Genomic DNA, 22,796 nt, shown 5'->3' on the forward strand with positions numbered 1-22,796 from the left:
GGTCAGGCGGCCACCATCGTTCCGTACGGACGATGGAGTCGCCCGAAATCGCGCCCCGCGGTCATCGCGGCGGTGCTCCGGTAGTGCTTGGAGCCCCGCCTGTGATCGTCCGGGGCATTTTTTGTGCTTCGGCGCGGTTAGGTCTTACGAAAACAGACGTACGTGGCTGTCCGCCAGACGGTCGCGTGGTGCTAACCGAGGAGGATCCATCAGCGCCGAGCCCCGCATCAACGACCGGATTCGCGTTCCCGAGGTGCGACTTGTCGGTCCCAGTGGCGAGCAGGTGGGCATCGTCCCGCTGGCCAAGGCCCTGGAGCTTGCGCAGGAGTACGACCTGGACCTGGTCGAGGTCGCGGCGAACGCCCGTCCGCCCGTGTGCAAGCTCATGGACTACGGGAAGTTCAAGTACGAGTCGGCCATGAAGGCCCGTGAGGCGCGCAAGAACCAGGCGCACACGGTCATCAAGGAGATGAAGCTCCGGCCGAAGATCGACCCGCACGACTATGACACCAAGAAGGGTCACGTCGTCCGGTTCCTCAAGCAGGGCGACAAGGTCAAGATCACGATCATGTTCCGTGGTCGCGAGCAGTCCCGGCCCGAGCTGGGCTACCGACTGCTGCAGCGTCTCGCGGAGGACGTCCAGGACCTCGGTTTCGTCGAGTCGAACCCGAAGCAGGACGGCCGGAACATGATCATGGTTCTCGGTCCGCACAAGAAGAAGACCGAGGCGATGGCCGAGGCCCGCCAGGCGCAGGAAGCCCGCAAGGCAGAAGCGAAGGCCAACCCCGGCAAGTCGCAGAACGCCGCGGACTCCGAGAACGCCGTGGAGACCGAGGTCCCTGCCGAGGCTTCAGCCGAGGCGTGATCCCGGGGGACGCCAGTCCCCAGGACGTAACCGATACAAGAGCGACGTTCCACCGTGCCCGGTTTCACGACCGGGCACCGGAACGCCATCTACGAGGAGAGAACGGCGCTATGCCGAAGAACAAGTCGCACAGCGGTGCCAGCAAGCGCTTCAAGGTCACCGGCTCCGGCAAGGTGCTCCGTGAGCGCGCCGGCAAGCGCCACCTGCTCGAGCACAAGTCGTCCCGTCTGACGCGTCGCCTCACCGGCAACGCCGAGATGGCCCCGGGCGACGCCAAGAAGATCAAGAAGCTTCTCGGCAAGTGACATCGGGCGCGCGGTTCTCTCTCGCGCCTGATCTCTGACCGGGACCCAATCGATACCGGGTCGTGTGAGTCCAACCACGGCCCCGCTACAAGGAGTTAACAAGTGGCACGCGTCAAGCGGGCAGTCAACGCCCACAAGAAGCGCCGGGCGATCCTCGAGCAGGCTTCCGGCTACCGCGGTCAGCGTTCGCGCCTGTACCGCAAGGCCAAGGAGCAGGTCACCCACTCGCTGGTCTACAACTACAACGACCGCAAGAAGCGCAAGGGTGACTTCCGCCAGCTGTGGATCCAGCGCATCAACGCCGCTGCCCGCGCCAACGGCATCACGTACAACCGCTTCATCCAGGGTCTGAAGGCCGCGAACGTCGAGGTCGACCGCAAGATCCTGGCCGAGCTGGCCGTCAACGACGCGGGCGCCTTCGCGGCGCTGGTCGAGGTGGCGCAGAAGGCGCTGCCGAGCGACGTCAACGCTCCCAAGGCGGCGTGACGCTCCTCGGCTCCAGGCCGACGTGACTGAAGGGACCCGCAGGCCCAGGCGGCCTGCGGGTTCTGCTGTATCCGTGAATTCCAGAACTCCAAGGTGACCGTCATGCCCTCCGTCAGCCCCGAGCTGATCTCCCCCCGATCCCCCCGCGTCTCCGCCGCCCGGCGGCTGGCCAAGCGGAACTTCCGGGGGAAGGAGCGGCTGTTCCTCGCGGAGGGGCCGCAGGCGGTGCGGGAGGCGGCGGCGTACGGGTCCACGCTCGTCGAACTGTTCACGACCGTCGAGGCGGCGGAGCGTTACGCCGACATCATCGGCGAGGCCCGGACGGCCGGCGCCCGGGTGCACCTCGCCGCGGAGCAGGTCATCACCGACATCTCCACCACCGTCACGCCGCAGGGGCTCGTCGGGATCTGCCGGTTCATCGACACACCGTTCGAGGAGATCCTCGCCGCCCGGCCCAAGCTCGTCGCGGTCCTCGCGCATGTGCGCGACCCCGGGAACGCCGGCACCGTGCTGCGGTGCGCCGATGCCGCCGGGGCCGAGGCCGTCGTCCTCACCGACGCGTCCGTCGATCTGTACAACCCCAAGGCCGTACGGGCCTCCGTGGGCTCCCTCTTCCATCTGCCCGTCGCGGTCGGTGTCCCCGTCGAGCGGGCCGTGGCGGGACTGAGGGACGCGGGGGTGCGGATCCTCGCCGCCGACGGGGCGGGGACGGACGACCTCGACGACGAGCTGGACCAGGGGACCATGGGCGGGCCGACCGCGTGGGTGTTCGGGAACGAGGCATGGGGGCTTCCGGAGGAGACCCGCGCGCTGGCCGACGCCGTCGTGCGCGTGCCGATCCACGGGAAGGCCGAGAGCCTGAACCTCGCGACCGCCGCCGCCGTATGTCTGTATGCGTCGGCCCGTGCGCAGCGCGCCTCCGGAGGGTGCCGCACCGTCACCGAGAGCTAGTAGGGTGACCAGCTCGGGGGCCCCTCAGCCGTCGTGAGAGGTGGGGTACGGGGATGAGTGTCGGCACGAGCAGCGCACCGGGGGCACCGGAGGTGCGGCGGCCCTCCGCGTCCTGTCCCGGTGATCTCGCCGAGCTCGGCATCGATCCCGACGACCTGCCCGACGGCCTCGTCGTCGCCGACGAGCACGGGCACGTCATCTGCTTCAACGCCGCCGCCGAGCGCATCACCGCCGTCCCCGCCGCCGACGCCCTCGGACAGCGACTGGAGAAGGCCCTGCCATTAGAGGACCTCGACGGGCGGCGCTGGTGGCAGCTGACCGACCCGTACGGCGGCCTCGCCATTCGCCGACGGCAGCCCGAGCGCAACCTCCTCCTCCCCGGCGGCCGGGAGGTGCTCGTCTCGGTGCGCTACGTCCGCGGCGAGCCCACCGGGCCCGTCCGCCGAGTCGTCGTCTCGCTCCGCGACACCGAGGCCCGCCGCCGCACCGAGCGCTCTCACGCCGAGCTGATCGCCACCGTCGCGCACGAGCTGCGCTCGCCGCTCACCTCCGTCAAGGGCTTCACCGCCACCCTCCTCGCCAAGTGGGCACGCTTCACCGACGACCAGAAGCGGCTGATGCTGGAGACCGTCGACGCCGACGCCGACCGCGTCACCCGGCTCATCGCCGAGCTGCTCGACATCTCACGGATCGACAGCGGGCGACTGGAGGTGCGGCGCCAGCCCGTCGACATCGGCGCGGCCGTGGGACGGCACATCCAGGCGTACGTCGCCGCGGGACAGCCCGCCGACCGGTTCCTGCTCCGCGTCGAGCAGCCGCTGCCCGACCTGTGGGCCGACCCCGACAAGATCGACCAGGTGCTCAGCAACCTCATCGAAAATGCCGTGCGGCACGGCGACGGAACGGTCACCATTGACGTCACGGCCACGGCGTCCCCCCGCGAGGGCGAGGACACCGGCACGTCGGTCACCGTGAGCGACGAGGGGCCCGGCATCCCGGAGGAGTCCATGAACCGCGTCTTCACCCGCTTCTGGCGGGGCAGCAAGCGCGGCGGCACCGGACTCGGCCTCTACATCGTCAAGGGCATCGTCGAGGCGCACGGCGGCGCCATCGAGGTCGGCCGCGCCCCCGGCGGCGGCGCGCAGTTCCGATTTACGTTGCCCGTGGCGGCACCGGCGTATCTCACCTGAGAACCGGCCCGAGCCCCACGGGCGCATTCGCTCACCTCAACCCCGTTAGACTCGGCCTTTGGCACCTTTGTGTCCCAAAAACCAGGACGCTGTGTCCCAAAAACGCTGACGCACTGTCCACGAGTCGGTACGGGGACCATCCGCCAGCCAACCGGAAGCACGGGAAGAGATGTCGGCACCGAATAAGTCGTACGACCCTGTCGAGGTCGAGGCACTGAAACCAGAAGAGATCGAGCGCATGCGGGACGAGGCGCTCGCCGCCTTCGCCGCTGCGGACTCCCTCGACGCGCTCCAGGAGGCCAAGGTCGCCCACACCGGCGGCGCCTCCCCGCTGGCCCTCGCCAACCGCGAGATCGGCGCCCTGCCCCCGCACGCCAAGGCCGAGGCCGGCAAGCGCGTCGGCCAGGCCCGCGGCGCGGTGAACAAGGCCCTCGCCGCCCGCCAGGCCGAGCTGGAGGCCGAGCGGGACCAGCGCGTGCTGGTCGAGGAGGCCGTGGATGTCACGCTGCCCTACGACCGCGTACCGTCCGGCGCCCGCCACCCGCTCACCACCCTGTCCGAGCGCATCGAGGACATCTTCGTGGCCATGGGCTACGAGGTCGCCGAGGGCCCGCAGGTCGAGGCCGAGTGGTTCAACTTCGACGCCCTCAACATCGGCCCGGACCACCCCGCCCGCGGCGAGGCCGACACCTTCTTCGTGCAGGGCCCCGACGGCGGCTCCGAGTCCGGCGTCGTGCTGCGCACCCACACCTCGCCCGTGCAGATCCGCTCCCTGCTCGACCGCGAACTGCCGGTCTACGTGATCTGCCCCGGCCGCGTGTACCGCACCGACGAGCTGGACGCCACGCACACCCCGGTCTTCCACCAGGTCGAGCTGCTCGCCGTCGACGAGGGCCTGACCATGGCCGACCTCAAGGGCACCCTGGACCACATGGTCCAGTCGCTGTTCGGCGAGGGCATGAAGACCCGGCTGCGGCCCAACTTCTTCCCGTTCACCGAGCCGTCCGCCGAGATGGACATGGTGTGCTACGTCTGCCGCGGCGAGTCCGTCGGCAACCCCGACCGGCCCTGCCGCACCTGCTCCTCCGAAGGCTGGATCGAGCTCGGTGGCTGCGGCATGGTCAACCCGCGGGTGCTCACCGCCTGCGGCGTCGACCCGGAGAAGTACAGCGGTTTCGCCTTCGGGTTCGGCATCGAGCGGATGCTGATGTTCCGCCACAACGTCGAAGACATGCGAGACATGGTCGAGGGTGACGTCCGGTTCACCCGGCCGTTCGGGATGGAGATCTGATGCGGGTCCCGCTTTCTTGGCTGCGGGAGTACGTCGACCTGCCGGCGACTCAGACCGGCCGAGACGTCCAGGCCAAGCTCATTTCGGCAGGTCTGGAGGTCGAGACCGTCGAGCAGCTCGGCGCCGACCTCAAGGGCCCGCTCGTCGTCGGCCGGGTGCTGACGATCGAGGAGCTGACGGAGTTCAAGAAGCCGATCCGCTTCTGCACCGTCGACGTCGGGATGGCCAACGGCACCGGCGAGCCCCAGGAGCTCATCTGCGGCGCCCGCAACTTCCAGGTCGGCGACAAGGTCGTGGTCGTCCTCCCGGGCGCCGTGCTGCCCGGCGGCTTCGCGATCGCCGCGCGCAAGACCTACGGCCGTGTCTCGCACGGCATGATCTGCTCCAGCAACGAGCTGGGCATGGGCGACGACGGCACCCACGGCATCATCGTGCTGCCGCCGGAGACCGAGGTCGGCAAGGACGCCATCGAGCTCCTTGAGCTGGTCGACGAGGTCCTGGACATCGCCGTCACCGCCAACCGCGGCGACTGCCTGTCCATCCGCGGCGTCGCCCGCGAGACCGCCATCGCCTACGGCCTGCCGCTGCGCGACCCGGCGCTCCTCGACGTGCCCGGCCCGAACGCCTTCGGCTACCCGGTGCAGGTCTCCGACCCGATGGGCTGCGACCGTTTCACCGCCCGCACGGTGACCGGCCTGAGCCCCGAGGCGCGCTCCCCGATCTGGCTGCAGCGCCGCCTGCAGAAGGTCGGCATGCGCCCGATCTCGCTCGCCGTCGACATCACCAACTACGTGATGATGGAGCTCGGCCAGCCGCTGCACGCCTACGACCGGGGGCTGGTCCAGGGCACCATCGGCGTCCGCCGGGCGGCCGAGGGCGAGAAGCTCGTCACCCTCGACGGCGTCGAGCGCAAGCTGCACGCCGAGGACCTCGTCATCACCGACGACCGCGGCCCCATCGGCCTCGCGGGCGTCATGGGCGGCGCCAACACCGAGATCGCCGACCACGACGACGTCGAGAACGCGACGACGGATGTGGTCATCGAGGCCGCCCACTTCGACCAGGTCGCCATCGCGCGCACGGCCCGCCGCCACAAGCTGTCGTCGGAGGCGTCCCGCCGTTTCGAGCGCGGCGTCGACCCGGCGGCCGCCGCCGCCGCGGCCCAGCGGACGGTGGATCTGCTGGTGCTGCTGGCGGGCGGTACGGCGGAGGCGGGTGTCACCGAGGTCATCACGCCGTCCGCGCCGCACACCATCACCGCCCCGGCCGACCACCCGGACAAGGTCGCGGGCGTCCAGTACGGCCGCGAGACCGTCGTACGGCGACTGCAGGAGATCGGCTGCGACGTGTACGGGCAGGACGAGCTCATCGTCACCGTGCCGTCCTGGCGTCCCGACCTGCTGGAGCCTAACGACCTGGCCGAAGAGGTCATCCGCCTGGAGGGCTACGAGAACCTGCCCTCCACGCTGCCCAAGCCGCCGTCCGGCCGGGGCCTGACCCACCGCCAGCGGCTGCACCGCCGGGTCGGCCGCGCGCTGGCCGGGGCCGGGTACGTCGAGGCGCCGAACTACCCCTTCGTCAGCGAGCAGGTCTTCGACCAGCTCGGCCTGGCGGCCGACGACCCGGCCCGCCGTGTCGTCAAGCTGGTCAACCCGCTCAACGACGAGGAGCCCGCGCTGCGTACGTCGCTGCTGCCGGGGCTGCTCGGCGCGCTGCGGCGCAACGACGGCCGGGGTTCGCACGACCTGGCGCTGTTCGAGACGGGCCTGGTCTTCCAGCCGGGTGAGGAGCGCGGCGTCGCCGGGCACCTGCCCGTCGACCGGCGTCCCACCGACGAGGAGCTCGCCGCGCTGAACGCCGTGCTGCCCGAGCAGCCCCGGCACGTCGCGGTCGTCCTCGCCGGTGCGCGTGAGCAGGCAGGCTGGTGGGGCAAGGGCCGTCCGGCCGACTGGGCCGACGCCGTCGAGGCGGCGCGTGTCGTCGCGCGGGAGGCCGGGGCCGAGCTGATCGTGCGGGCCGGACAGTACGGGCCGTGGCACCCCGGGCGGTGCGCCGAGCTGGCGATCACCGTGGCAGGCGCCGAGCGGGTCGTCGGTCACGCCGGTGAGCTGCACCCGCGGGTGCTCAAGGCGCTGGGTCTGCCCGGGCGCACCTGTGCGATGGAGCTGGACCTGGACGCCCTGGAGCAGGTCGGGGACGGCACGCCCCAGGCGCCGAACATCTCCACGTTCCCCGTTGCCACGCAGGATGTCGCCCTCGTGGTCGACAAGCCGGTGCCGGCCGCCGAGGTCGAGGCCGCGCTGCGTGAAGGGGCGGGTGAACTCCTTGAGGGCATCCGGCTGTTCGACGTGTACGTCAATGACGAGCAGCTGGGTGACGGGAAGAAGTCGCTCGCGTACGCACTGCGCTTCCGTGCGGGTGACCGGACGCTGACCGTCGATGAGGCTTCGGCTGCCCGGGATGCCGCGGTTGCCCTGGCGGGCGAGCGTACGGGAGCGGTGCTGAGGGGCTGATCGCCGTGGGGGACTGGGTGGCTCGCCGGCTGCGGGTTCGTCGTGGCTTGTCGCGCAGTTCCCCGCGCCCCTTTGGGGCGCGTTGCAGTCACCTCACTCAATAGGGTGACTTCTCTGGGTGATCCGGTACTTCCGGGTCATCTCTCGACAGAATCGGACCGGCTTTTCGAGGCCGGTCCGTCTGCGTTGTCAGGGCCTATTGGGGGGCCATCGGCATGTTCCGCATCAAGGCTCGGGTTCCCCGCAAGGTGCTGGCCATGGGGCTGCCCACCGCCTGGGGCGCGATGGCGATCACGTACAAGCTGGCCTGCCCACTCGCGCAGCAGGACAGCCTCGGTGCGCGGGTCGTCACCAGCGCCGTTTTCTTCGCCGTGGGGACAGGGCTGATCGTCCACGTCCGGCAGGCACTGTTGCGTGAGCTGCGGCAGGTCCGCAAGGTCGCCGGTGCCGCGCAGAGCGCGCTGCTGCGGCCGCTGCCCGCGCGCATCGACGGGCTGAACGTCGCCGCCGCCCAGCTCTCCGCGGATCGCAGCGCCTGTGTCGGCGGCGACCTGTACGAGGTCATCGCCACCGAGCACGGCCTGCGGGCGGTGATGGGCGACGTACGCGGCCATGGCATCGCCGCCCTGGGCACGGTGGCCGCGATCCTCGGCAGCTTCCGCGAGGCCGTCCACGACGAACCCGACCTGGGCCGCGTGCTGCGCAGACTGGACCGGGCCCTGGCCCGGCACCTGCGCGAGCGGGCCCGTGACGAGCACCCCGCTTCCGGTCTGGAACCCGACACCCCGGTCGCCGAGGAGTTCGTCACCGTCCTGCTCCTGGAGATCGGCAGGGACGGCGAGATCACCGCCCTCAACTGCGGTCACCCCTGGCCGTACCTGCTGAGCGGCACGAGCGTCGGCCCGCTCGCCCGCGCCGATCCGCTACCGCCCCTCGGCCCGTTCCCGCTCCCCGCCGAACTGACCCCGCTGCCCTGCGGTTCCCTTCTCCCCGGCGACTCCCTGGTCCTGTACACGGACGGTGTCGAGGACGCGAGAGACGCGAGAGGCCGGTTCTTTTCCCTGGAGGCGGCGCTCATCGGCGTCGTACACCACGATCCGATCACTCCCCAGACGATCCTGAGCACCCTCTTCACGGCCCTCCTCCGCCACACAAGAGGACGACCGGCAGACGACATGGCGCTCCTGGTCCTGCGGAACGACCGGACCAGACTGCAGTGCGGCCAACCTCTGGGGGCGCGGGGAACCGCGCGAGCAACCCCCCACAACCCGCAGCCGACGAACCACCGGTAGCGCCACGGCGTTCAGTCGCCGTCCGCCCCGCCACGGAGTGTCGGGCAGGCAGCTGGGCGGACGGCGCGGAGGCGGGCCGCCGCACTGTACGAGGGGGAGCCGGCGGCCCGGCCGGCCTCTTGCGAGGCATTTCAGTCAACCGGTTCGGAACTCTCCGCAACAGCGCGCGCACGCTGCGGATTCGGGCACTCCGTTCACACCCCGTGTGAAGCGGTTCGCACTACTCTGACGGCACCGAGCCACCCGGGGGGCATCCATGCAGCCCAACACTCTGCTCGACGCGATCCTGGACGAGGCCGGGATCTCGCACGCGGGACTGGCCGCACACGTGAACCAGGCGGGGCGGGCGCGCGGGCTCGCGCTGAGATACGAACACACCGCGGTCGCACGGTGGTTGAAGGGCCAGCGGCCACGTGGCCAGGTGCCCGACCTGATCTGCGAGGTGCTCGCCGGCCGGCTGCACCGTACCGTCACGCTCGACGACATCGGCCTGGGCGTACCCGGCGAACCGTCCACCGCGCACGCCACCTCGCTGTCCGGCTTCGTGGAACGGGCCACCGCCCTGTGGCGCTCCGACGAGCAGCAGCGGCCGCACATCCTGGGCGCACCCGCGGTCACGGGCACGCCCGCCGTCATGCCCGTGTGGGAGTGGGAGAACCCGCCCGAGGACGTCGACGTCTCGCGCGGTGGCCGGCACCAGGTCACCCCAGGCGACATCGAGATGCTGCGTGCCGCGCGCACCCACTACGAGCAGATGTACCGCAAGGCGGGCGGCATAGCGACCCGCACCCGGATCGTCGGCTTCCTCAACGCCGAGGCCGCCCCGCTGCTGCGCGGCAGCTATACCGACGCCACGGGCCGCCAACTGCATCGCGCCACGGGTGGGTTGGTGGCGGTCGCCGGCATCTGTGCGTACGACTCCGACGCGCACGGGCTGGCCCAGCGCTACTTCCACCAGGCGCTGCGACTCGCGAAGGCGAGCGGGGACCGGGGGCTCGGCGCGTACGTGATCGCGCTGCTGGTCAACCAGTCGCTGTTCATGCGGGAGTTCCGGCAGGCCGTCGCCTTCGCGGAGGCCGCGCTGCGGGCCGCCGGCAAGCACATCACCCCGGCGCTCGCCTCCGACCTGTACGCGATGCAGGCGAAGGCGTACGCCCACCTCGGCGACGGCACGAGCGCCCTGTCCTGCATCCAGCGTGCCGAGCAGGCCGCCGAACGCATCCGCCGCGGATACGAGCCCGACGAGACGGGCTATGTCCAGCCCGGGCTCGTCAACGTCCAGGTGGCGGAGGCGCTGCTCAGCCTCGGGGAACTGACGGCCGCGGCGGAGCACGCCGCGGCCGCCGTCGACAATCCCGCCCACGACCGGGGCCGGGTGCACCGGCTGGCCATGCTCAGCACGATCGAGCTGCGCCAGGGCAACGCCGACAAGGCGGTGGCCACCGCCGTGCAGATGGCCGAGCAGGCCCGCGGAATGGAGTCCCAGCGCCTGCGCGACAGACTCCGGGCGGTACGCGAACACCTGGTGCGCAGCGGCTGCGCCGGCACGGCCGAGGCCGCCGAACTCATCGACGGGGCGCTGCGCGTACCGCTTTAGGCCGGTGCAGGCTGGTACTCGTACACAGACACCTTCATAGTCCCTGCTGCGATATTGCCACTTACTCGACGGAAGGTGGCAGAACCGTGCAGTGGACGAAACAGAACGAACAAACTGTGTATGAAAACCGCTGGTTCACCGTCAACCTGGCAGATGTGGAGCTGCCGGACGGCCGGCACCTGGACCACTTCCTCATACGGCTGCGGCCGGTCGCCGTGGCCACGGTGGTCAACGAGGCCAACGAGGTCCTCCTCCTGTGGCGCCACCGCTTCATCACCGACAGCTGGGGGTGGGAACTCGCGGCGGGCGTCGTCGAGGACGGTGAGGACATCGTCCGCGCGGCCGCCAGGGAGCTGGAGGAGGAGACCGGCTGGCGGCCGGGACCCCTGCACCACCTCATGAGCGTGGAGCCCTCCAACGGGCTCACCGACGCCCGGCACCACATCTACTGGGCCGACGAGGGCGAGTACGTCGGACATCCGGTGGACGACTTCGAGTCGGACCGCCGGGAATGGGTCCCGCTCAAGCTCGTCCCCGACCTGGTCGCCCGTGGGGAGGTCCCGGCCGCCAACATGGCGGCCGCGTTACTGCTGCTGCACCATCTCAGGCTCGGCTAACGTCCGGTCGCCTGCCAGATCGCCACGACGAGAGCACCCACGGCGGTGAGGGCGGCGACCGCGGGCAGCGGCCAGCGCGCGTGTTCGAGTGTGTGGATCCGGGTGTTCAGCTCGTCCAGCTCCTTGGCGGTCTCCTCGGTGCGATGCGTGAGCAGAGCCAGCCCGCCCTCCACACGGGCGTAGGCGACGTCGAGGCGACGTCGTAACTCTGCGAGTTCTCCGGACACGACCGGATGCTCGGGATCGGCGGTCACAAGTCCGCTCCCTTCCGTAGTCATCTGTCATCCCTTGCATGCGCAGGGAAAGTGAACTCGCCTGGTGGACGCATGGGGAGAGTGTGCGAGGGGCATATGCGAGCCCGGAGCGCACACGGTGTGTGAATGACGCGGGCCCGGCACCTTCTGGGTGCCGGGCCCGCGTACATGGCCGGAATCTGACCGTCTGTAATCAGCCGTAGGTGTAGAAACCGGAGCCGGTCTTCCGGCCGAGCCGGCCCGCGTCGACCATGCGCTGCAGCAGCGGGGGAGCGGCGTACAGCGGCTCCTTGTACTCCTCGTACATGCTCTGCGCCACGGAGGCGACCGTGTCCAGCCCGATCAGGTCGGACAGCTTCAGCGGGCCCATCGGGTGGGCGCAGCCCATCTCCATGCCGTTGTCGATGTCCTCGCGGCTGGCGATGCCCGTCTCGAACATCCGGATCGCGGAGAGGAGATACGGGATCAGCAGCGCGTTGACCACGAAGCCGGAGCGGTCCTGGGCACGGATGGCGTGCTTGCCCAGCACCTTCTCGGCGAACATCTGGGCGCGGCTGAGCGTGCCCTCGGAGGTGGTGAGCGCGGGGATCAGCTCGACGAGCTGCTGCACCGGAGCCGGGTTGAAGAAGTGGATGCCGATGACCTGGTCGGGGCGCGAGGTGGCGACCGCCAGCTTCACCAGCGGGATCGAGGAGGTGTTCGAGGCGAGGATCGCGTCCGGGCGGGTCACGACCTGGTCGAGCACCTGGAAGATCTCCGTCTTCACCTGCTCGTTCTCGACGACGGCCTCGATCACCAGGTCACGGTCGGCGAACTCGCCGAGGTCGGTGGTGAAGGACAACCGCGCCTGCGTGGCGTCCCGCTCCTCCTCGCTGATCTTGCCGCGCTCGGCGGCCTTGGCCAGGGAGTTGAACAGCCGGGTGCGGCCGATCTCCAGGGCCTCGCCGGTGGTCTCGGCGACCTTCACGTCCAGGCCGGCGCGGGCGCACACCTCGGCGATGCCCGCTCCCATCTGGCCGCAGCCCACCACACCGACGCGTGCAATATCTCCGGAGATGCCGGTCACATCGTCCCCTTCGCTGATCCACGACTGCGGCAGGTCCGCCGTTGTTCGGCGCCTGCTCCAAACCTGCACGTTACCTTCGGCGCAGCTTGATCGATCGTTCGGGTGCCTCATGAAAAGCTGGCGCGGGGCGTGATCCGGACGTGCGGATCCGCCCGGGGTGGGCCCCTGACCACGGCACACGGAGGTACGAAGAGATGCTGCACCGGAAGTCACGGCTGTCACGACGGGCATTCGCGGTGACCGCCCTGTCGGCACTCGTGGCGGGCGGCGGCGCGGTCGCGTCGGGCGCCGCCATGGCGGACGGACGGGGACCGAACCGGCGACGGGTCACCCGTGAGATGCGGGGCGTGTGGGTGGCGACCGTGGCGAACCGCGACTGGCCGTCCAAGCAGGGGCTGACCGCGGACGAGCAGTGCGCCGAACTGATCGGCCACCTGGACAACGCGGTGGCGCACCACCTGAACACGGTGATCCTCCAGGTGCGGCCCACGGCCGACGCCCTGTGGCCCTCGCCGTACGAACCGTGGTCACAGGTCCTCACCGGTACGCAGGGCAAGGACCCCGGCTGGGATCCGCTGGGCACGGCCGTCGAGGAGGCCCACGCCCGTGGCCTGGACCTGCACGCCTGGTTCAACCCGTACCGCATCGCCAACCACACCGACCTCAGCAGGCTGGCCGAGTCGCATCCCGCCCGCCGGTACCCGGACTGGGTGGTGGCGTACGGCGGCAAGCTCTACTACAACCCCGGGCTGCCGGAGGTCCGCGCCTTCGTACAGGAGGCGATGCTCGACGCGGTCGCGAAGTACCCGGTCGACGCGGTCCACTTCGACGACTACTTCTACCCGTACCCGGTGGCGGGCCAGACCTTCGACGACACGGACGCCTACGACCGCTACGGCGGCGGCTTCGCGACCCGGGACGACTGGCGCCGGGACAACATCGACCAGCTGGTCCAGGAGATGGCGGCCGGCATCAGGAAGCTCAGGCCCACCACCCAGTTCGGCATCAGCCCGTTCGGTGTGTGGCGCAACGCCGCCACCGACCCGCTCGGCTCCGACTCACGGGCGGGCGTGCAGACGTACGACGACCTGTACGCCGACACCCGCACGTGGGTCCGCGAGGGCTGGATCGACTACATCTGCCCGCAGCTGTACTGGAACATCGGCTTCGAGGCGGCGGACTACGCCAAGCTCGTGCCCTGGTGGGCGGAGGTCGCGCGGGGCAGCCGGACACGGCTGTACATCGGCGAGGCGCTCTACAAGGCCGGTGATCCGGCGCAGCCCGCGGCATGGCAGGACGTGGACGAGCTGTCGCGGCACCTCACCCTGGCCAAGGATCATCCGCAGACGTGCGGGCACGTCTACTTCGCGGCGAAGGACATGGCGGCGGACCGGGTCGGAGCCATGGCACAGGTGGTCGCCGACCACTACGGGCAGCCGGCCAAGCTCCCGCGCTGACGGCTCCTTCGCGGCCGCGCCGCTCGACGATCTACTGCGTCGTCGTGTCCCGGTGACGGATCTCGGTGTCCGGGCCGGGGGAGCACAGACCCTCGTGCCCGTCCTCGAAGCGGACGCGGTACGGAGGATTGCCCTCCTGGCCCAGGACTTCGACGATCTCGCCGACCTTGTCGTGTTGCCCGACCACCCTGCCGTGCTGGACAAGCTGGTCGCCCACGGTTGCACGCATCTGTCGGTCCTCCTCACCAGGTGCGGGGCAGCGGTCCGTGGCCTTGAGTCTACGGCGTGGAGCGGTGGTGGGAAGTGGGTCGTAGGGGCCCGCTCAGCCACGCGTCCGCTGGGTCACGGCGATGCACACGAGCACCGCCGCGGCCGTCAGCGGGGCGGCCACTGTCAGGTGCTCGCCCAGCAGCAGCACCGACCACACCAGTGTGAGCAGGGGCTGGGCCAACTGCAACTGGCTGGCCTTCGGGATGCCGATGGCCGCCATGCCCCGGTACCAGACGACCAGACCGAGGAACTGCGAGCCCGCCGCGACCCACAGCAGCCCGGTGACGCCGTGCCAGGTCAGCTCCACGGGCTCGTACGACAGCGCCACCACGGCGGCCGGCACGCTCAGCGGCAGACACAGCACCAGCGCCCAGCCGATCACCTGCCAGCCCGGCATGACCCGGGTCAGCCGGCCGCCCTCGGTGTAGCCGGCCGCGCACACCAGCAGCGCCCCGAAGAGGTACAGGTCGGCGCTGGTCAGGGCGCCGCCGCTCTGCCGCACGGTGAAGGCGATCACCGCGGCCGCGCCCGCGAGCGCCGCCAGCCAGAAGGCACGCGAGGGGCGGGTGCCGACGCGCAGGGCGGAGAACAGGGCGGTGGTCAGCGGGAGCAGACCGACCACGACGGCGGCGTGCGCCGTGGTGGACGTCTGGAGCGCGAGCGTGGTGAGCAGGGGGAACCCGAGGACCACTCCGGCGGCGACCACCGCGAGGCCCGCCCAGTGCCGGCGGGCGGGCAGCGGTACCCGCAGGACCAGCAGGCAGCCGCCCGCCATCAGGGCGGCCAGCACGCTGCGCACGGCGACCAGCGACCAGGCGCCGAAGCTCTCCAGGCCCCAGGCGGTGGCGGGGAAGGTGAGGGAGAAGGCCGTGACGCCGAGGGCTGACTGGAGGGTGCCGCGGAGGGCCGGCCGGGTCGGGGCGGCAGCGGTGGTCGCCGCGGTCATGGCAGCCGGGACCCCCGGGACCTCCGGGGCAGCCGGAACCGCCGGGGTGGCTGGGGCGGTGACTGCTATCGAGGTCGGCGTGGTAGCGCTATTCTCTGCTCTCATGCAAGAGCGTAGCAGTGTCGGTGAACTGGCGAGTCAGCTGCGGCGCGAGCTCGACCGCTACTCTCCTGGTGGAAAGCTCCCGTCGAGTCGTGCTCTCGTGGAGCGGTTCCGCGTGAGCCCGGTGACCGTCTCCCGCGCCCTCGCGCAGCTCGTCGCCGAGGGGCTGGTGGTCACCCGGCCCGGCGCCGGGGCGTTCCGCGCCGAGCCGCACCCGCGGGCCGCTCCCGTCGGGGACACCTCCTGGCAGGAGGTGACGCTCAGCGCGGACGTCGCCACGGAACTCGTACCGCGCTCGGTGGACGCCTCCGGGGTACTGGCCTCGCTGTCCGCTCCACCGCCCGGCGTGATCGAGTTCAACGGCGGCTATCTGCACCAGTCCTTGCAGCCGGAGCGTGCCATGGCCGCCGCGCTGTCGCGGGCCGGTCGCCGGCCCGGGGCGTGGGGGAGACCGCCGATGGACGGGCTGCCTGAGCTGCGGGAGTGGTTCGCGCGCAGCATCGGCGGGCCGGGGGGTGCCGTCACGGCCGCCGAGGTGCTGATCAGCGCGGGCGGTCAGTCCGCCCTGACGACCGCGCTGCGGGCGCTCGCCCCGCCGGGTGCGCCGGTGCTGGTCGAGTCGCCGACGTATCCGGGCATGCTGGCCATCGCCCGCGCCGCGGGCCTGCGTCCGGTCCCGGTCCCGGTCGACGCCGACGGCGTGCGGCCGTCGCTGCTCGCCGACGCCTTCCGGGCGACCGGCGCCCGCGTCTTCGTCTGCCAGCCGCTGTTCCAGAACCCGACCGGCGCGGTGCTCGCCCCCGACCGGCGTGGTGAGGTGCTGCGCATCGCGCGTGAGGCCGGTGCCTTCGTCGTCGAGGACGACTTCGTACGGCGCCTGGTGCACGAGGACGCGGGTCCGCTGCCGCGTCCGCTGGCCGCCGACGATCCCGACGGCGTCGTCGTGCACGTCTGCTCACTCACCAAGGCGACCTCGCCGAGCTTCCGGCTGAGCGCGCTCGCCGCCCGCGGTCCGGTGCTGGAGCGGCTGCGCGCGATCCAGATCGTCGACACCTTCTTCGTACCGCGACCCCTGCAGGAGGCGGCGCTGGAACTGGTCGGCTCGCCCGCCTGGCCGCGCCATCTGCGGGCGATCTCGGCGGAGCTGAGGACCCGGCGCGACGCGATGACGGCCGCCCTGCGCCTCGACCTGCCCGAACTCGCCCTCCCGTACATCCCGTCCGGCGGCTACCACCTGTGGCTGCGCCTGCCCGACGGCACCGACGAATCGGCCCTGACCTCGGCCGCCCTGCGCGCGGGGGTCGCGATCACTGCGGGCCGCCCCTACTTCAGCGCGGAGCCTTCGGCGGGGCATCTGCGGGTGAGTTTCGCGGCGGTGGCGGGGGTGGGGGAGATCGCGGAGGGGGTGCGGAGGCTGCGGACCGCCTGTGACGAGGTGCTCTAGTCGCGGGGTACCGGGGTGACACCACAGGCGAACTCGGCGGACGCGAAGAGTTCCGGGGTCAGGCATATGCCCCTGAGCCGGTGGGCGAGGGCGAAGGCCGCCTCGGTGCGGCCGGCGTGGTTCCGGTCGTCCGCGTCGACCCTCAGCGACCGGTCGCCGACGGAGGCGGCACCGATGAACGACCCATGGCCGTCGCCCATGTCGTACGACGGTTCGCACACTGTCCCAGTCATGCCCGCAGCATCGCACCCGCCACTGACAACGCCCCGCCCACCGGGGGAAAACCGTTCGACGCCGGCGCCCGCGTCCTGAAAATCTCGCCGTATGACCGACATCCCGCCCCTCGCCGAGGGCTACGAGATCTCCACCGACCCCCACCGCGTCGACCGCGAGCGCGTGCACCGGTGGCTGTCCACCGACGCCTACTGGGCGATCGGGCGGCCGCGGGAGAAGCAGGACCAGGCGATCGACGGTTCGCTGAACTTCGGGGTGTACGAGGCGGTTTCGGGAGAGCAGGTGGCGTATGCCCGGGTCGTCACCGACCGGGCGACCTTCGCCTGGTTGTGTGACGTGTACGTCGATCCGTCGGTGCGCGGCAAGGGGATCGGGACGGCGCTCGTCGGGGCCGTACGCGAGCACCTGCGGCCCTCCGGGATCAAGCGCATGCTGCTCGCCACGCACGACGCGCACGGGGTCTACGAGAAGCTCGGGTTCGCGCCGCTGGAGAAGCCGGATCAGTGGATGGCGCTCTATTTCCAGTGACTTGTCCGCCCGGGCCCTGACCTGGAAGTAAGGTTTCGTCCACCCTCGGTAACTCCTGCACAACATCTCTTGACCTGCGCACTTTCCAGGCACACCATCCACGCATGCCACTTCGGGTCACGTTCGTCGCCGCCGCGCGCAGCTCCTCCTTGCTCGCGGAGCGCTTCGAGGACGACCGGCCGCTGGACCAGGCAGGCTGGGACGAGGTGCAGCGGGTCGCCCGCGATCTGCTGCCGCTGGCGGCGGCCGAGCTGCGCTACTGCTCGCCGACCCCGCGCAGCCGTGCCACCGGCGACGCCCTCGGTTACGCCCCGCTGGTCCAACTCGCCCTGCGCGACTGCGACATGGGCCGCTGGCGCGGGCTGACCCTCGGCGAGGCGATGGCCCGGGAGCCCGAGGCGGTGGACGCCTGGCTGGCCGACCCGCGCGGGACGCCGCACGGCGGTGAGTCGCTGCTGACGTTCATCGGCCGGGTCGGCGGCTGGCTCGACACGCGGCCGGCGGAGGACGGCGGCCGTATCGTCGCCGTGGCCGAACCGTCCGTGATCCGCGCCGCCTTGGTGTACGCGCTGAAGGCGCCGCCCTCCACGTACTGGCACATCGACGTGCGCCCGCTGTCGACGACCACCGTGACCGGCCGGGCGGGGCGCTGGTACCTCCGCTTCGACGGGGCGCCGGCTCAGTCCGCGCGCGCGTAGTCGGTGGTCAGGACGAGGTCCTTGGCCGGGCCGCGCACCCGCCACACCGTCCGCCAGTGGTCCTCGTCCCGGACGGTGAACTCCCCCCGGTAGAGGTCGGCCGAGCAGGGGTGGTCGGCGACGTGCCGCCCGGAGCTCAGGTCCAGGTCGTGGAACGGCCGTCCGTCCGTGAACCGTACGTCCGCCGTGCCGTCCGCCTCGCCGGGCAGGAACCGCAGCGTCCGCTCGGCCGGCCTGGGGACGCCCCGCCAGACGAAGGTGCCGGACTCGTGGTGCAGGAGGCCGCCGCTGTCCACCGGGCTGAAAACCGTCGTACCGGAGAACTCCCCGTCGTCCCCGCTCGCGAGATCCCGCACCGACCGCTCGACCCGCCACCGCCCGGCGAGATAGCCCAGCGCGTCGGGCACTGGCCGGAACTCGCCCATGGCGTCCACTCCTTTGTCACATCCGTTCCTGCGCGACCCATTGACGCGCATCCGCCCCCTCCCTATCTTGCCGTTCGAAGTGTTGACCAATGTCTGATATTTCGAACAACCTCTACCAGAGAGCCGCGGAGTATCCATGCCACGCACCGCCCGCACCCGATGGAGAGTCGGCCTCACGGCCACCGCCCTCCTGACGGCAGCAGCCCTCGTACCGGCCCCCGCGCACGCCGAGGACGTCACCGACTACGCGATCACCGTCGACCCGTCCGCCAAGGGTGCGGCGATCGACGACACGATGTACGGCGTCTTCTTCGAGGACATCAACCGGGCCGCCGACGGCGGTCTGTACGCCGAGCTCGTGCAGAACCGGTCCTTCGAGTACTCCACCGCCGACAACGGCTCCTACACGCCCCTGACGTCCTGGACGGTCGGCGGCACGGCCCGGGTCGTGAACGACGCCGGCCGGCTCAACGAGCGCAACCGCAACTACCTCTCGCTGGGCGCCGGTTCGTCGGTCACGAACGTCGGCTACAACACCGGCATACGGGTCGAGAAGGGCAAGAAGTACGACTTCTCGGTGTGGGCCCGCGCCGAGAGCGGCACCACGCTCACCGTCTCCCTGAAGGACGCGGCGGGCACCCTGGCCACCGCCCGCCAGGTGGCCGTGAAGGGCGGCTGGGCCAAGTACAAGGGCACCTTCACCGCGACCCGCACCAGCAACCGCGGCCGCCTCGCCGTCGCCTCGACGAACGCCGCCGCGCTCGACGAGGTGTCGCTGTTCCCGCGGGACACCTACAAGAACCAGCCGAACGGCCTGCGCAAGGACCTCGCCGAGAAGATCGCCGCCCTGAAGCCGGGCTTCGTGCGCTTCCCCGGCGGCTGCCTGGTCAACACCGGTTCCATGGAGGACTACAGCGAGGCGTCCAACTGGCAGCGCAAGCGCAGCTACCAGTGGAAGGACACCATCGGTCCCGTAGAGCAGCGCGCGACCAACGCCAACTTCTGGGGCTACAACCAGAGCTACGGCCTCGGCTACTACGAGTACTTCCGCTTCTCCGAGGACATCGGCGCCATGCCGCTGCCCGTCGTCCCGGCCCTGGTGACCGGCTGCGGCCAGAACAAGGCCACCGACAACGAGGCGCTGCTCAAGCGGCACATCCAGGACACCCTCGACCTCATCGAGTTCGCCAACGGCCCGGCGACCTCCAAGTGGGGCAAGGTGCGCGCCCAGATGGGCCACCCCAAGCCGTTCCACCTGACCCACATCGGGGTCGGCAACGAGGAGAACCTGCCCAAGGAGTTCTTCGCCCGCTTCGAGCAGTTCCGGGCCGCCATCAAGGCGAAGTACCCGGACATCACCGTCATCTCCAACTCGGGTCCGGACGACGCCGGCACGACCTTCGACACCGCGTGGCAGCTCAACCGCGAGGGCAAGGTCGACATGGTCGACGAGCACTACTACAACAGCCCGAACTGGTTCCTGCAGAACAACGACCGCTACGACTCCTACGACAGGAACGGCCCCAAGGTCTTCCTCGGTGAGTACGCCTCGCAGGGCAACGCCTGGAAGAACGGCCTGTCCGAAGCGGCGTTCATGACCGGCCTGGAGCGCAACGCGGACATCGTCAAGCTCGCCTCCTACGCCCCGCTGCTCGCCAACGAGGACTACGTCCAGTGGCGGCCGGACATGATCTGGTTCAACAACCGGGCCTCCTGGAACTCGGCCAACTACGAGGTCCAGAAGCTGTTCATGACCAACGTCGGCGACCGCGTGGTCCCCTCGAAGGCGACCGGCACGCCGGACGTCAGCGGTCCCATCACCGGCGCCGTCGGCCTGTCGACGTGGGCGACCAGCGCCGCGTACGACGACGTGAAGGTCACCTCGGCGGACGGCTCGACCCTGCTCAGCGACGACTTCTCCGGTGACGCCTCGAAGTGGAAGCACTCCGGGGCCGGCAGCTGGAGCATCCAGGACGGGCAGTACGTCCAGACCGACGCCGCCGCCGAGAACACCATGGTCACGGCGGGCGACCCGGCCTGGAAGGACTACGACCTGCATGTGAAGGCCACCAAGAAGTCCGGCAAGGAGGGCTTCCTCGTCGCCTTCGGCGTCAAGGACACCGGCAACTACTACTGGTGGAACCTGGGCGGCTGGAACAACACCCAGTCCGCGATCGAGCAGGCCGTCGACGGCGGCAAGGGCACGCTGATGACGAAGCCCGGCTCGATCGAGGCGGGCCGTGCCTACGACATCGACATCAAGGTCCGCGGCCGTCAGGTCACCCTGTTCCTGGACGGCAAGGAGTGGGGCAGCTTCAAGGACGACAAGCCGGCCGAGCCGTTCCGCCAGGTCGTCACCAAGGACGCCAAGACCGGTGACCTGATCGTCAAGGTCGTCAACGCCCAGTCCACCGAGGCCCGTACGGCCATCGACCTGGGCGGCGCGAAGGTCGCGTCCACGGCCCGCGTGACCACGCTGGCCGCCGACCAGGACGCCGTGAACACCGAGACGGACACGCCGGTGGTGCCGGTGACGTCCACCTTCCGGGGCGTGGCCGACGAGTTCACCTACACCTTCCCGGCGAACTCCGTCACGTTCCTGAGGATCAAGCAGAGGTAACGGCATCCGGTGGGCCGCTGTCCGCGGGCGGCGGCCCACCAGGGCGGTGCACTGGGCGCCGCCAAGGATCGTCACCTGCCGGCGGCCCACCCCGGGACCGTCGGCAGGACCTTTTCGGCGACCCGGAGCAGGACGGCGTCGTCCGGCACCACGCCGTCCGCGCGCCACAGGGTCATGTCGAAGGAACCGCCGCCGTCCTGCGCGTCCTGGGCCACCATGAGGGCGCGCAGCGGGACGCCGGGACCGCTGTCGGCGTCGCCCCCGTCCAGGCGGAAGTCGATCCTGATGGTCCGGTCCGAGTACAGGACCGCCGGACGGCCCAGAACCGTGCGCTGCTTCGCGCCCCCCAGCAGTTCATGGGCCCCGGACACGGGCAGGCCGTCGTAGGTGGCCGAGAGCCTCACGGTGTAGGTGTCGAACTCGACCTCGGCGGAGGGCATCGGAATGTCCTGGCCGCCGGCGATTCCGACGGAGCCGTCGCTGCCGTGGGCGGTCTTCGCGGTCTCCGTCGGCGTGCCCAGCAACTCGGCGAGGTCGGCACGGTGCAGTGCCTCGCACAGCTGCGCTCCGGTGACCCGCCCGGCCGACTTCGCGGGTTCCTCGTCGGCGCAGGTGGCGGGCGGTGGGCCGCTGTTCCCCGGCCTCTCCTCGAACACCCACAGGCCGCCACCGAGTGCCGCCACCAGCGCCACGGCCGCGATGCCCTGCCCCCATGCGTTCGGGCCCTTCACGGGCGTGCCGCTGTCTTCGGTCATGTCCCCCACCTGCCGTGATCCCCCTGATATGTGCCCGGGGACCCTAGCTCATTGAGCATGACCCGGACAAAGCTGTTTCTCCCGGTCCAGCCCGGCTGCCCGGCGACGGCGTGGATGTCGCCGCGGAGGGGTGCGTAGCATCGCCGGCATGCCCCTGCGACCAGTGATGGTGAACATCAAGGCCCTTGACGCCTCGGCGGTCGGCCGGTTCTGGGCGGAGGCGCTCGGCTGGAGTGCTTACAGCCCCGGCGTCACCACCTACGTCGGACCCGTCGGCGGCCTCGTCTGGCCGGACCCGGTCGCCGTCTGCGTCGACGTCGTTCCCGTCCCGGAACCCAGGACCGCGGCGAAGAACCGTGTGCACCTCGATCTCGCCACCACCTCCGCGGCCCATCAGGCGGAGTTGGTCGCGCGCCTCATGGCACTCGGTGCGACGCCCGCCCACGTGGGCCAGGGCGACGTGCCGTGGACGGTCCTTGCCGACCCCGAGGGCAACGAGTTCTGCGTGCTGGAGCCTCGGGAGACCTACCGGGACACCGGGCCGATCGCCCGGGTGGTGGTCGACTGCGCGGATCCGCGCGCCATGGCCCGGTTCTGGGACGAGGCGATGGACTGGACCCTGCACGAGGTGACCGACGATCACGCGGTGCTGCGCTCCGCCGAGGGCGTCGGCTCGTATCTCGAGTTCCTCCGCACGCCCGACGTGAAGACCGTGCCGGACCGCGTCCATCTGGACCTGCTGCCGTACCCCGGCGACGACAAAGCGGCGGAGGTGGCCCGGCTGCGGGCCCTCGGTGCCACCGACCTCGACCTCGGCCAGGGCGACGTCCCCTGGACGTGCCTGGCCGACCCCGAGGGTCACGAGTTCTGCGTCCTCGCCCTGTCCTGAG

23 protein-coding genes are annotated in these 22,796 nt (G+C 70.7%); 16 read left to right on the forward strand and 7 right to left on the reverse strand.

Annotation, left to right across the window (positions count from 1 at the left end; translation table 11 throughout):
- Positions 1 to 208: 208 nt before the first annotated feature.
- The 10 genes from infC to ABZ078_RS22150 all read left to right on the forward strand — a co-directional run bounded on the left by infC (position 209) and on the right by ABZ078_RS22150 (position 11,107).
- The gene (gene infC, locus ABZ078_RS22105; RefSeq protein ID WP_356577687.1) at positions 209 to 865 is read left to right on the forward strand and encodes a translation initiation factor IF-3; all 657 of its coding nucleotides are present in this window, start codon (positions 209 to 211) and stop codon (positions 863 to 865) included.
- Positions 866 to 975: 110 nt separating this feature from the next.
- Complete coding sequence (rpmI, locus tag ABZ078_RS22110; RefSeq protein ID WP_007829094.1) at positions 976 to 1,170, forward strand: 50S ribosomal protein L35; 195 nt, start codon at positions 976 to 978, stop codon at positions 1,168 to 1,170.
- Positions 1,171 to 1,272: 102 nt separating this feature from the next.
- Complete coding sequence (gene rplT / locus ABZ078_RS22115) at positions 1,273 to 1,656, forward strand: 50S ribosomal protein L20 (protein ID WP_004002577.1); 384 nt, start codon at positions 1,273 to 1,275, stop codon at positions 1,654 to 1,656.
- A gap of 102 nt (positions 1,657 to 1,758) precedes the next feature.
- Entirely contained in the window at positions 1,759 to 2,607 is an 849-nt protein-coding gene (locus ABZ078_RS22120) for an RNA methyltransferase (protein ID WP_356577617.1), read from the forward strand.
- Positions 2,608 to 2,660: 53 nt separating this feature from the next.
- Positions 2,661 to 3,797 carry an ATP-binding protein gene (locus tag ABZ078_RS22125; RefSeq protein WP_356577619.1) on the forward strand — a complete coding sequence of 379 codons (1,137 nt, stop codon included), beginning with the start codon at positions 2,661 to 2,663 and terminating at the stop codon, positions 3,795 to 3,797.
- A 169-nt stretch (positions 3,798 to 3,966) separates the two neighbouring features.
- Complete coding sequence (gene pheS / locus ABZ078_RS22130; protein ID WP_356577621.1) at positions 3,967 to 5,088, forward strand: phenylalanine--tRNA ligase subunit alpha; 1,122 nt, start codon at positions 3,967 to 3,969, stop codon at positions 5,086 to 5,088.
- Positions 5,088 to 7,601, forward strand: a complete 2,514-nt coding sequence (pheT, locus tag ABZ078_RS22135; RefSeq protein ID WP_356577623.1) for a phenylalanine--tRNA ligase subunit beta — start codon at positions 5,088 to 5,090, stop codon at positions 7,599 to 7,601. Before pheS ends, pheT begins: the two co-directional genes overlap by 1 nt.
- A gap of 215 nt (positions 7,602 to 7,816) precedes the next feature.
- Positions 7,817 to 8,893: a PP2C family protein-serine/threonine phosphatase gene (locus ABZ078_RS22140; protein WP_356577625.1), complete on the forward strand. Its 1,077-nt coding sequence runs from the start codon at positions 7,817 to 7,819 to the stop codon at positions 8,891 to 8,893.
- A gap of 256 nt (positions 8,894 to 9,149) precedes the next feature.
- Positions 9,150 to 10,490, forward strand: a complete 1,341-nt coding sequence (locus ABZ078_RS22145) for a transcriptional regulator (RefSeq protein WP_356577627.1) — start codon at positions 9,150 to 9,152, stop codon at positions 10,488 to 10,490.
- 86 nt (positions 10,491 to 10,576) lie between these two features.
- Positions 10,577 to 11,107, forward strand: a complete 531-nt coding sequence (locus ABZ078_RS22150; protein WP_356577629.1) for an NUDIX hydrolase — start codon at positions 10,577 to 10,579, stop codon at positions 11,105 to 11,107.
- Here the strand turns inward: ABZ078_RS22150 and ABZ078_RS22155 are convergent.
- Complete coding sequence (locus tag ABZ078_RS22155) at positions 11,104 to 11,361, reverse strand: hypothetical protein (protein ID WP_356577631.1); 258 nt, start codon at positions 11,359 to 11,361, stop codon at positions 11,104 to 11,106. The genes ABZ078_RS22150 and ABZ078_RS22155 overlap by 4 nt on opposite strands.
- Before the next feature lie 193 nt (positions 11,362 to 11,554).
- Positions 11,555 to 12,427 carry a 3-hydroxybutyryl-CoA dehydrogenase gene (locus tag ABZ078_RS22160; RefSeq protein ID WP_356577632.1) on the reverse strand — a complete coding sequence of 291 codons (873 nt, stop codon included), beginning with the start codon at positions 12,425 to 12,427 and terminating at the stop codon, positions 11,555 to 11,557.
- 194 nt (positions 12,428 to 12,621) lie between these two features.
- On the opposite strand from ABZ078_RS22160, the gene ABZ078_RS22165 reads away from it, so the two are divergent.
- Positions 12,622 to 13,884, forward strand: coding sequence for a family 10 glycosylhydrolase (locus tag ABZ078_RS22165; RefSeq protein ID WP_356577633.1), 1,263 nt, complete (start codon positions 12,622 to 12,624; stop codon positions 13,882 to 13,884).
- Between the two features lie 31 nt (positions 13,885 to 13,915).
- Here the strand turns inward: ABZ078_RS22165 and ABZ078_RS22170 are convergent, their stop codons facing one another.
- Together ABZ078_RS22170 and ABZ078_RS22175 are read right to left on the reverse strand one after the other, a co-directional pair.
- Positions 13,916 to 14,113: a DUF1918 domain-containing protein gene (locus tag ABZ078_RS22170; RefSeq protein ID WP_356577634.1), complete on the reverse strand. Its 198-nt coding sequence runs from the start codon at positions 14,111 to 14,113 to the stop codon at positions 13,916 to 13,918.
- Between the two features lie 93 nt (positions 14,114 to 14,206).
- Positions 14,207 to 15,205 carry a DMT family transporter gene (locus tag ABZ078_RS22175; protein WP_356577636.1) on the reverse strand — a complete coding sequence of 333 codons (999 nt, stop codon included), beginning with the start codon at positions 15,203 to 15,205 and terminating at the stop codon, positions 14,207 to 14,209.
- Here ABZ078_RS22175 and ABZ078_RS22180 point away from each other — a divergent pair.
- Positions 15,204 to 16,646, forward strand: a complete 1,443-nt coding sequence (locus ABZ078_RS22180; protein ID WP_356577638.1) for a PLP-dependent aminotransferase family protein — start codon at positions 15,204 to 15,206, stop codon at positions 16,644 to 16,646. The genes ABZ078_RS22175 and ABZ078_RS22180 overlap by 2 nt on opposite strands.
- Here the strand turns inward: ABZ078_RS22180 and ABZ078_RS22185 are convergent.
- Positions 16,643 to 16,879, reverse strand: a complete 237-nt coding sequence (locus ABZ078_RS22185) for a DUF6461 domain-containing protein (protein ID WP_356577640.1) — start codon at positions 16,877 to 16,879, stop codon at positions 16,643 to 16,645. The genes ABZ078_RS22180 and ABZ078_RS22185 overlap by 4 nt on opposite strands.
- 91 nt (positions 16,880 to 16,970) lie before the next feature.
- On the opposite strand from ABZ078_RS22185, the gene ABZ078_RS22190 reads away from it, so the two are divergent.
- Complete coding sequence (locus ABZ078_RS22190) at positions 16,971 to 17,408, forward strand: GNAT family N-acetyltransferase (protein WP_356577642.1); 438 nt, start codon at positions 16,971 to 16,973, stop codon at positions 17,406 to 17,408.
- A gap of 104 nt (positions 17,409 to 17,512) precedes the next feature.
- Entirely contained in the window at positions 17,513 to 18,106 is a 594-nt protein-coding gene (locus ABZ078_RS22195; protein ID WP_356577643.1) for a histidine phosphatase family protein, read from the forward strand.
- On the opposite strand, the gene ABZ078_RS22200 is transcribed toward ABZ078_RS22195, so the two are convergent.
- A complete protein-coding gene (locus ABZ078_RS22200; protein ID WP_356577645.1) occupies positions 18,088 to 18,531 on the reverse strand; it encodes a DUF6314 family protein in 444 nt (147 codons plus the stop codon). The genes ABZ078_RS22195 and ABZ078_RS22200 overlap by 19 nt on opposite strands.
- A gap of 136 nt (positions 18,532 to 18,667) precedes the next feature.
- Here ABZ078_RS22200 and ABZ078_RS22205 point away from each other — a divergent pair, with 136 nt between their 5' ends.
- Positions 18,668 to 21,151, forward strand: coding sequence for an alpha-L-arabinofuranosidase C-terminal domain-containing protein (locus tag ABZ078_RS22205; protein ID WP_356577646.1), 2,484 nt, complete (start codon positions 18,668 to 18,670; stop codon positions 21,149 to 21,151).
- A 71-nt stretch (positions 21,152 to 21,222) separates the two neighbouring features.
- Here the strand turns inward: ABZ078_RS22205 and ABZ078_RS22210 are convergent, their stop codons facing one another.
- A complete protein-coding gene (locus tag ABZ078_RS22210) occupies positions 21,223 to 21,906 on the reverse strand; it encodes a DUF6215 domain-containing protein (protein ID WP_356577648.1) in 684 nt (227 codons plus the stop codon).
- A gap of 148 nt (positions 21,907 to 22,054) precedes the next feature.
- Between ABZ078_RS22210 and ABZ078_RS22215 the strand changes: the two genes are divergently transcribed.
- Positions 22,055 to 22,795 (forward strand): VOC family protein, encoded by a 741-nt coding sequence (locus ABZ078_RS22215; protein WP_356577650.1) that lies wholly within the window; start codon positions 22,055 to 22,057, stop codon positions 22,793 to 22,795.
- Position 22,796: the final 1 nt, after the last annotated feature.

The sequence above is a fragment of the Streptomyces sp. NPDC006385 genome (assembly GCF_040612485.1).
Lineage (GTDB): Bacteria > Actinomycetota > Actinomycetes > Streptomycetales > Streptomycetaceae > Streptomyces.

What these genes read in the sequence shown, in the direction of transcription:
- ABZ078_RS22180 (WP_356577638.1), top strand. Translation starts at nt 15,204, where the DNA reads ATGCAAGAGCGTAGCAGTGTCGGTGAACTGGCGAGTCAGCTGCGGCGC.
- ABZ078_RS22125 (WP_356577619.1), top strand. Translation starts at nt 2,661, where the DNA reads ATGAGTGTCGGCACGAGCAGCGCACCGGGGGCACCGGAGGTGCGGCGG.
- ABZ078_RS22205 (WP_356577646.1), top strand. Translation starts at nt 18,668, where the DNA reads ATGCCACGCACCGCCCGCACCCGATGGAGAGTCGGCCTCACGGCCACC.
- ABZ078_RS22165 (WP_356577633.1), top strand. Translation starts at nt 12,622, where the DNA reads ATGCTGCACCGGAAGTCACGGCTGTCACGACGGGCATTCGCGGTGACC.
- ABZ078_RS22210 (WP_356577648.1), bottom strand. Translation starts at nt 21,906, where the DNA reads ATGACCGAAGACAGCGGCACGCCCGTGAAGGGCCCGAACGCATGGGGG.
- pheS (WP_356577621.1), top strand. Translation starts at nt 3,967, where the DNA reads ATGTCGGCACCGAATAAGTCGTACGACCCTGTCGAGGTCGAGGCACTG.
- ABZ078_RS22120 (WP_356577617.1), top strand. Translation starts at nt 1,759, where the DNA reads ATGCCCTCCGTCAGCCCCGAGCTGATCTCCCCCCGATCCCCCCGCGTC.
- rpmI (WP_007829094.1), top strand. Translation starts at nt 976, where the DNA reads ATGCCGAAGAACAAGTCGCACAGCGGTGCCAGCAAGCGCTTCAAGGTC.
- ABZ078_RS22185 (WP_356577640.1), bottom strand. Translation starts at nt 16,879, where the DNA reads ATGACTGGGACAGTGTGCGAACCGTCGTACGACATGGGCGACGGCCAT.
- pheT (WP_356577623.1), top strand. Translation starts at nt 5,088, where the DNA reads ATGCGGGTCCCGCTTTCTTGGCTGCGGGAGTACGTCGACCTGCCGGCG.
- ABZ078_RS22215 (WP_356577650.1), top strand. Translation starts at nt 22,055, where the DNA reads ATGCCCCTGCGACCAGTGATGGTGAACATCAAGGCCCTTGACGCCTCG.
- ABZ078_RS22170 (WP_356577634.1), bottom strand. Translation starts at nt 14,113, where the DNA reads ATGCGTGCAACCGTGGGCGACCAGCTTGTCCAGCACGGCAGGGTGGTC.
- ABZ078_RS22190 (WP_356577642.1), top strand. Translation starts at nt 16,971, where the DNA reads ATGACCGACATCCCGCCCCTCGCCGAGGGCTACGAGATCTCCACCGAC.
- ABZ078_RS22175 (WP_356577636.1), bottom strand. Translation starts at nt 15,205, where the DNA reads ATGAGAGCAGAGAATAGCGCTACCACGCCGACCTCGATAGCAGTCACC.
- ABZ078_RS22140 (WP_356577625.1), top strand. Translation starts at nt 7,817, where the DNA reads ATGTTCCGCATCAAGGCTCGGGTTCCCCGCAAGGTGCTGGCCATGGGG.
- ABZ078_RS22200 (WP_356577645.1), bottom strand. Translation starts at nt 18,531, where the DNA reads ATGGGCGAGTTCCGGCCAGTGCCCGACGCGCTGGGCTATCTCGCCGGG.
- ABZ078_RS22195 (WP_356577643.1), top strand. Translation starts at nt 17,513, where the DNA reads ATGCCACTTCGGGTCACGTTCGTCGCCGCCGCGCGCAGCTCCTCCTTG.
- ABZ078_RS22145 (WP_356577627.1), top strand. Translation starts at nt 9,150, where the DNA reads ATGCAGCCCAACACTCTGCTCGACGCGATCCTGGACGAGGCCGGGATC.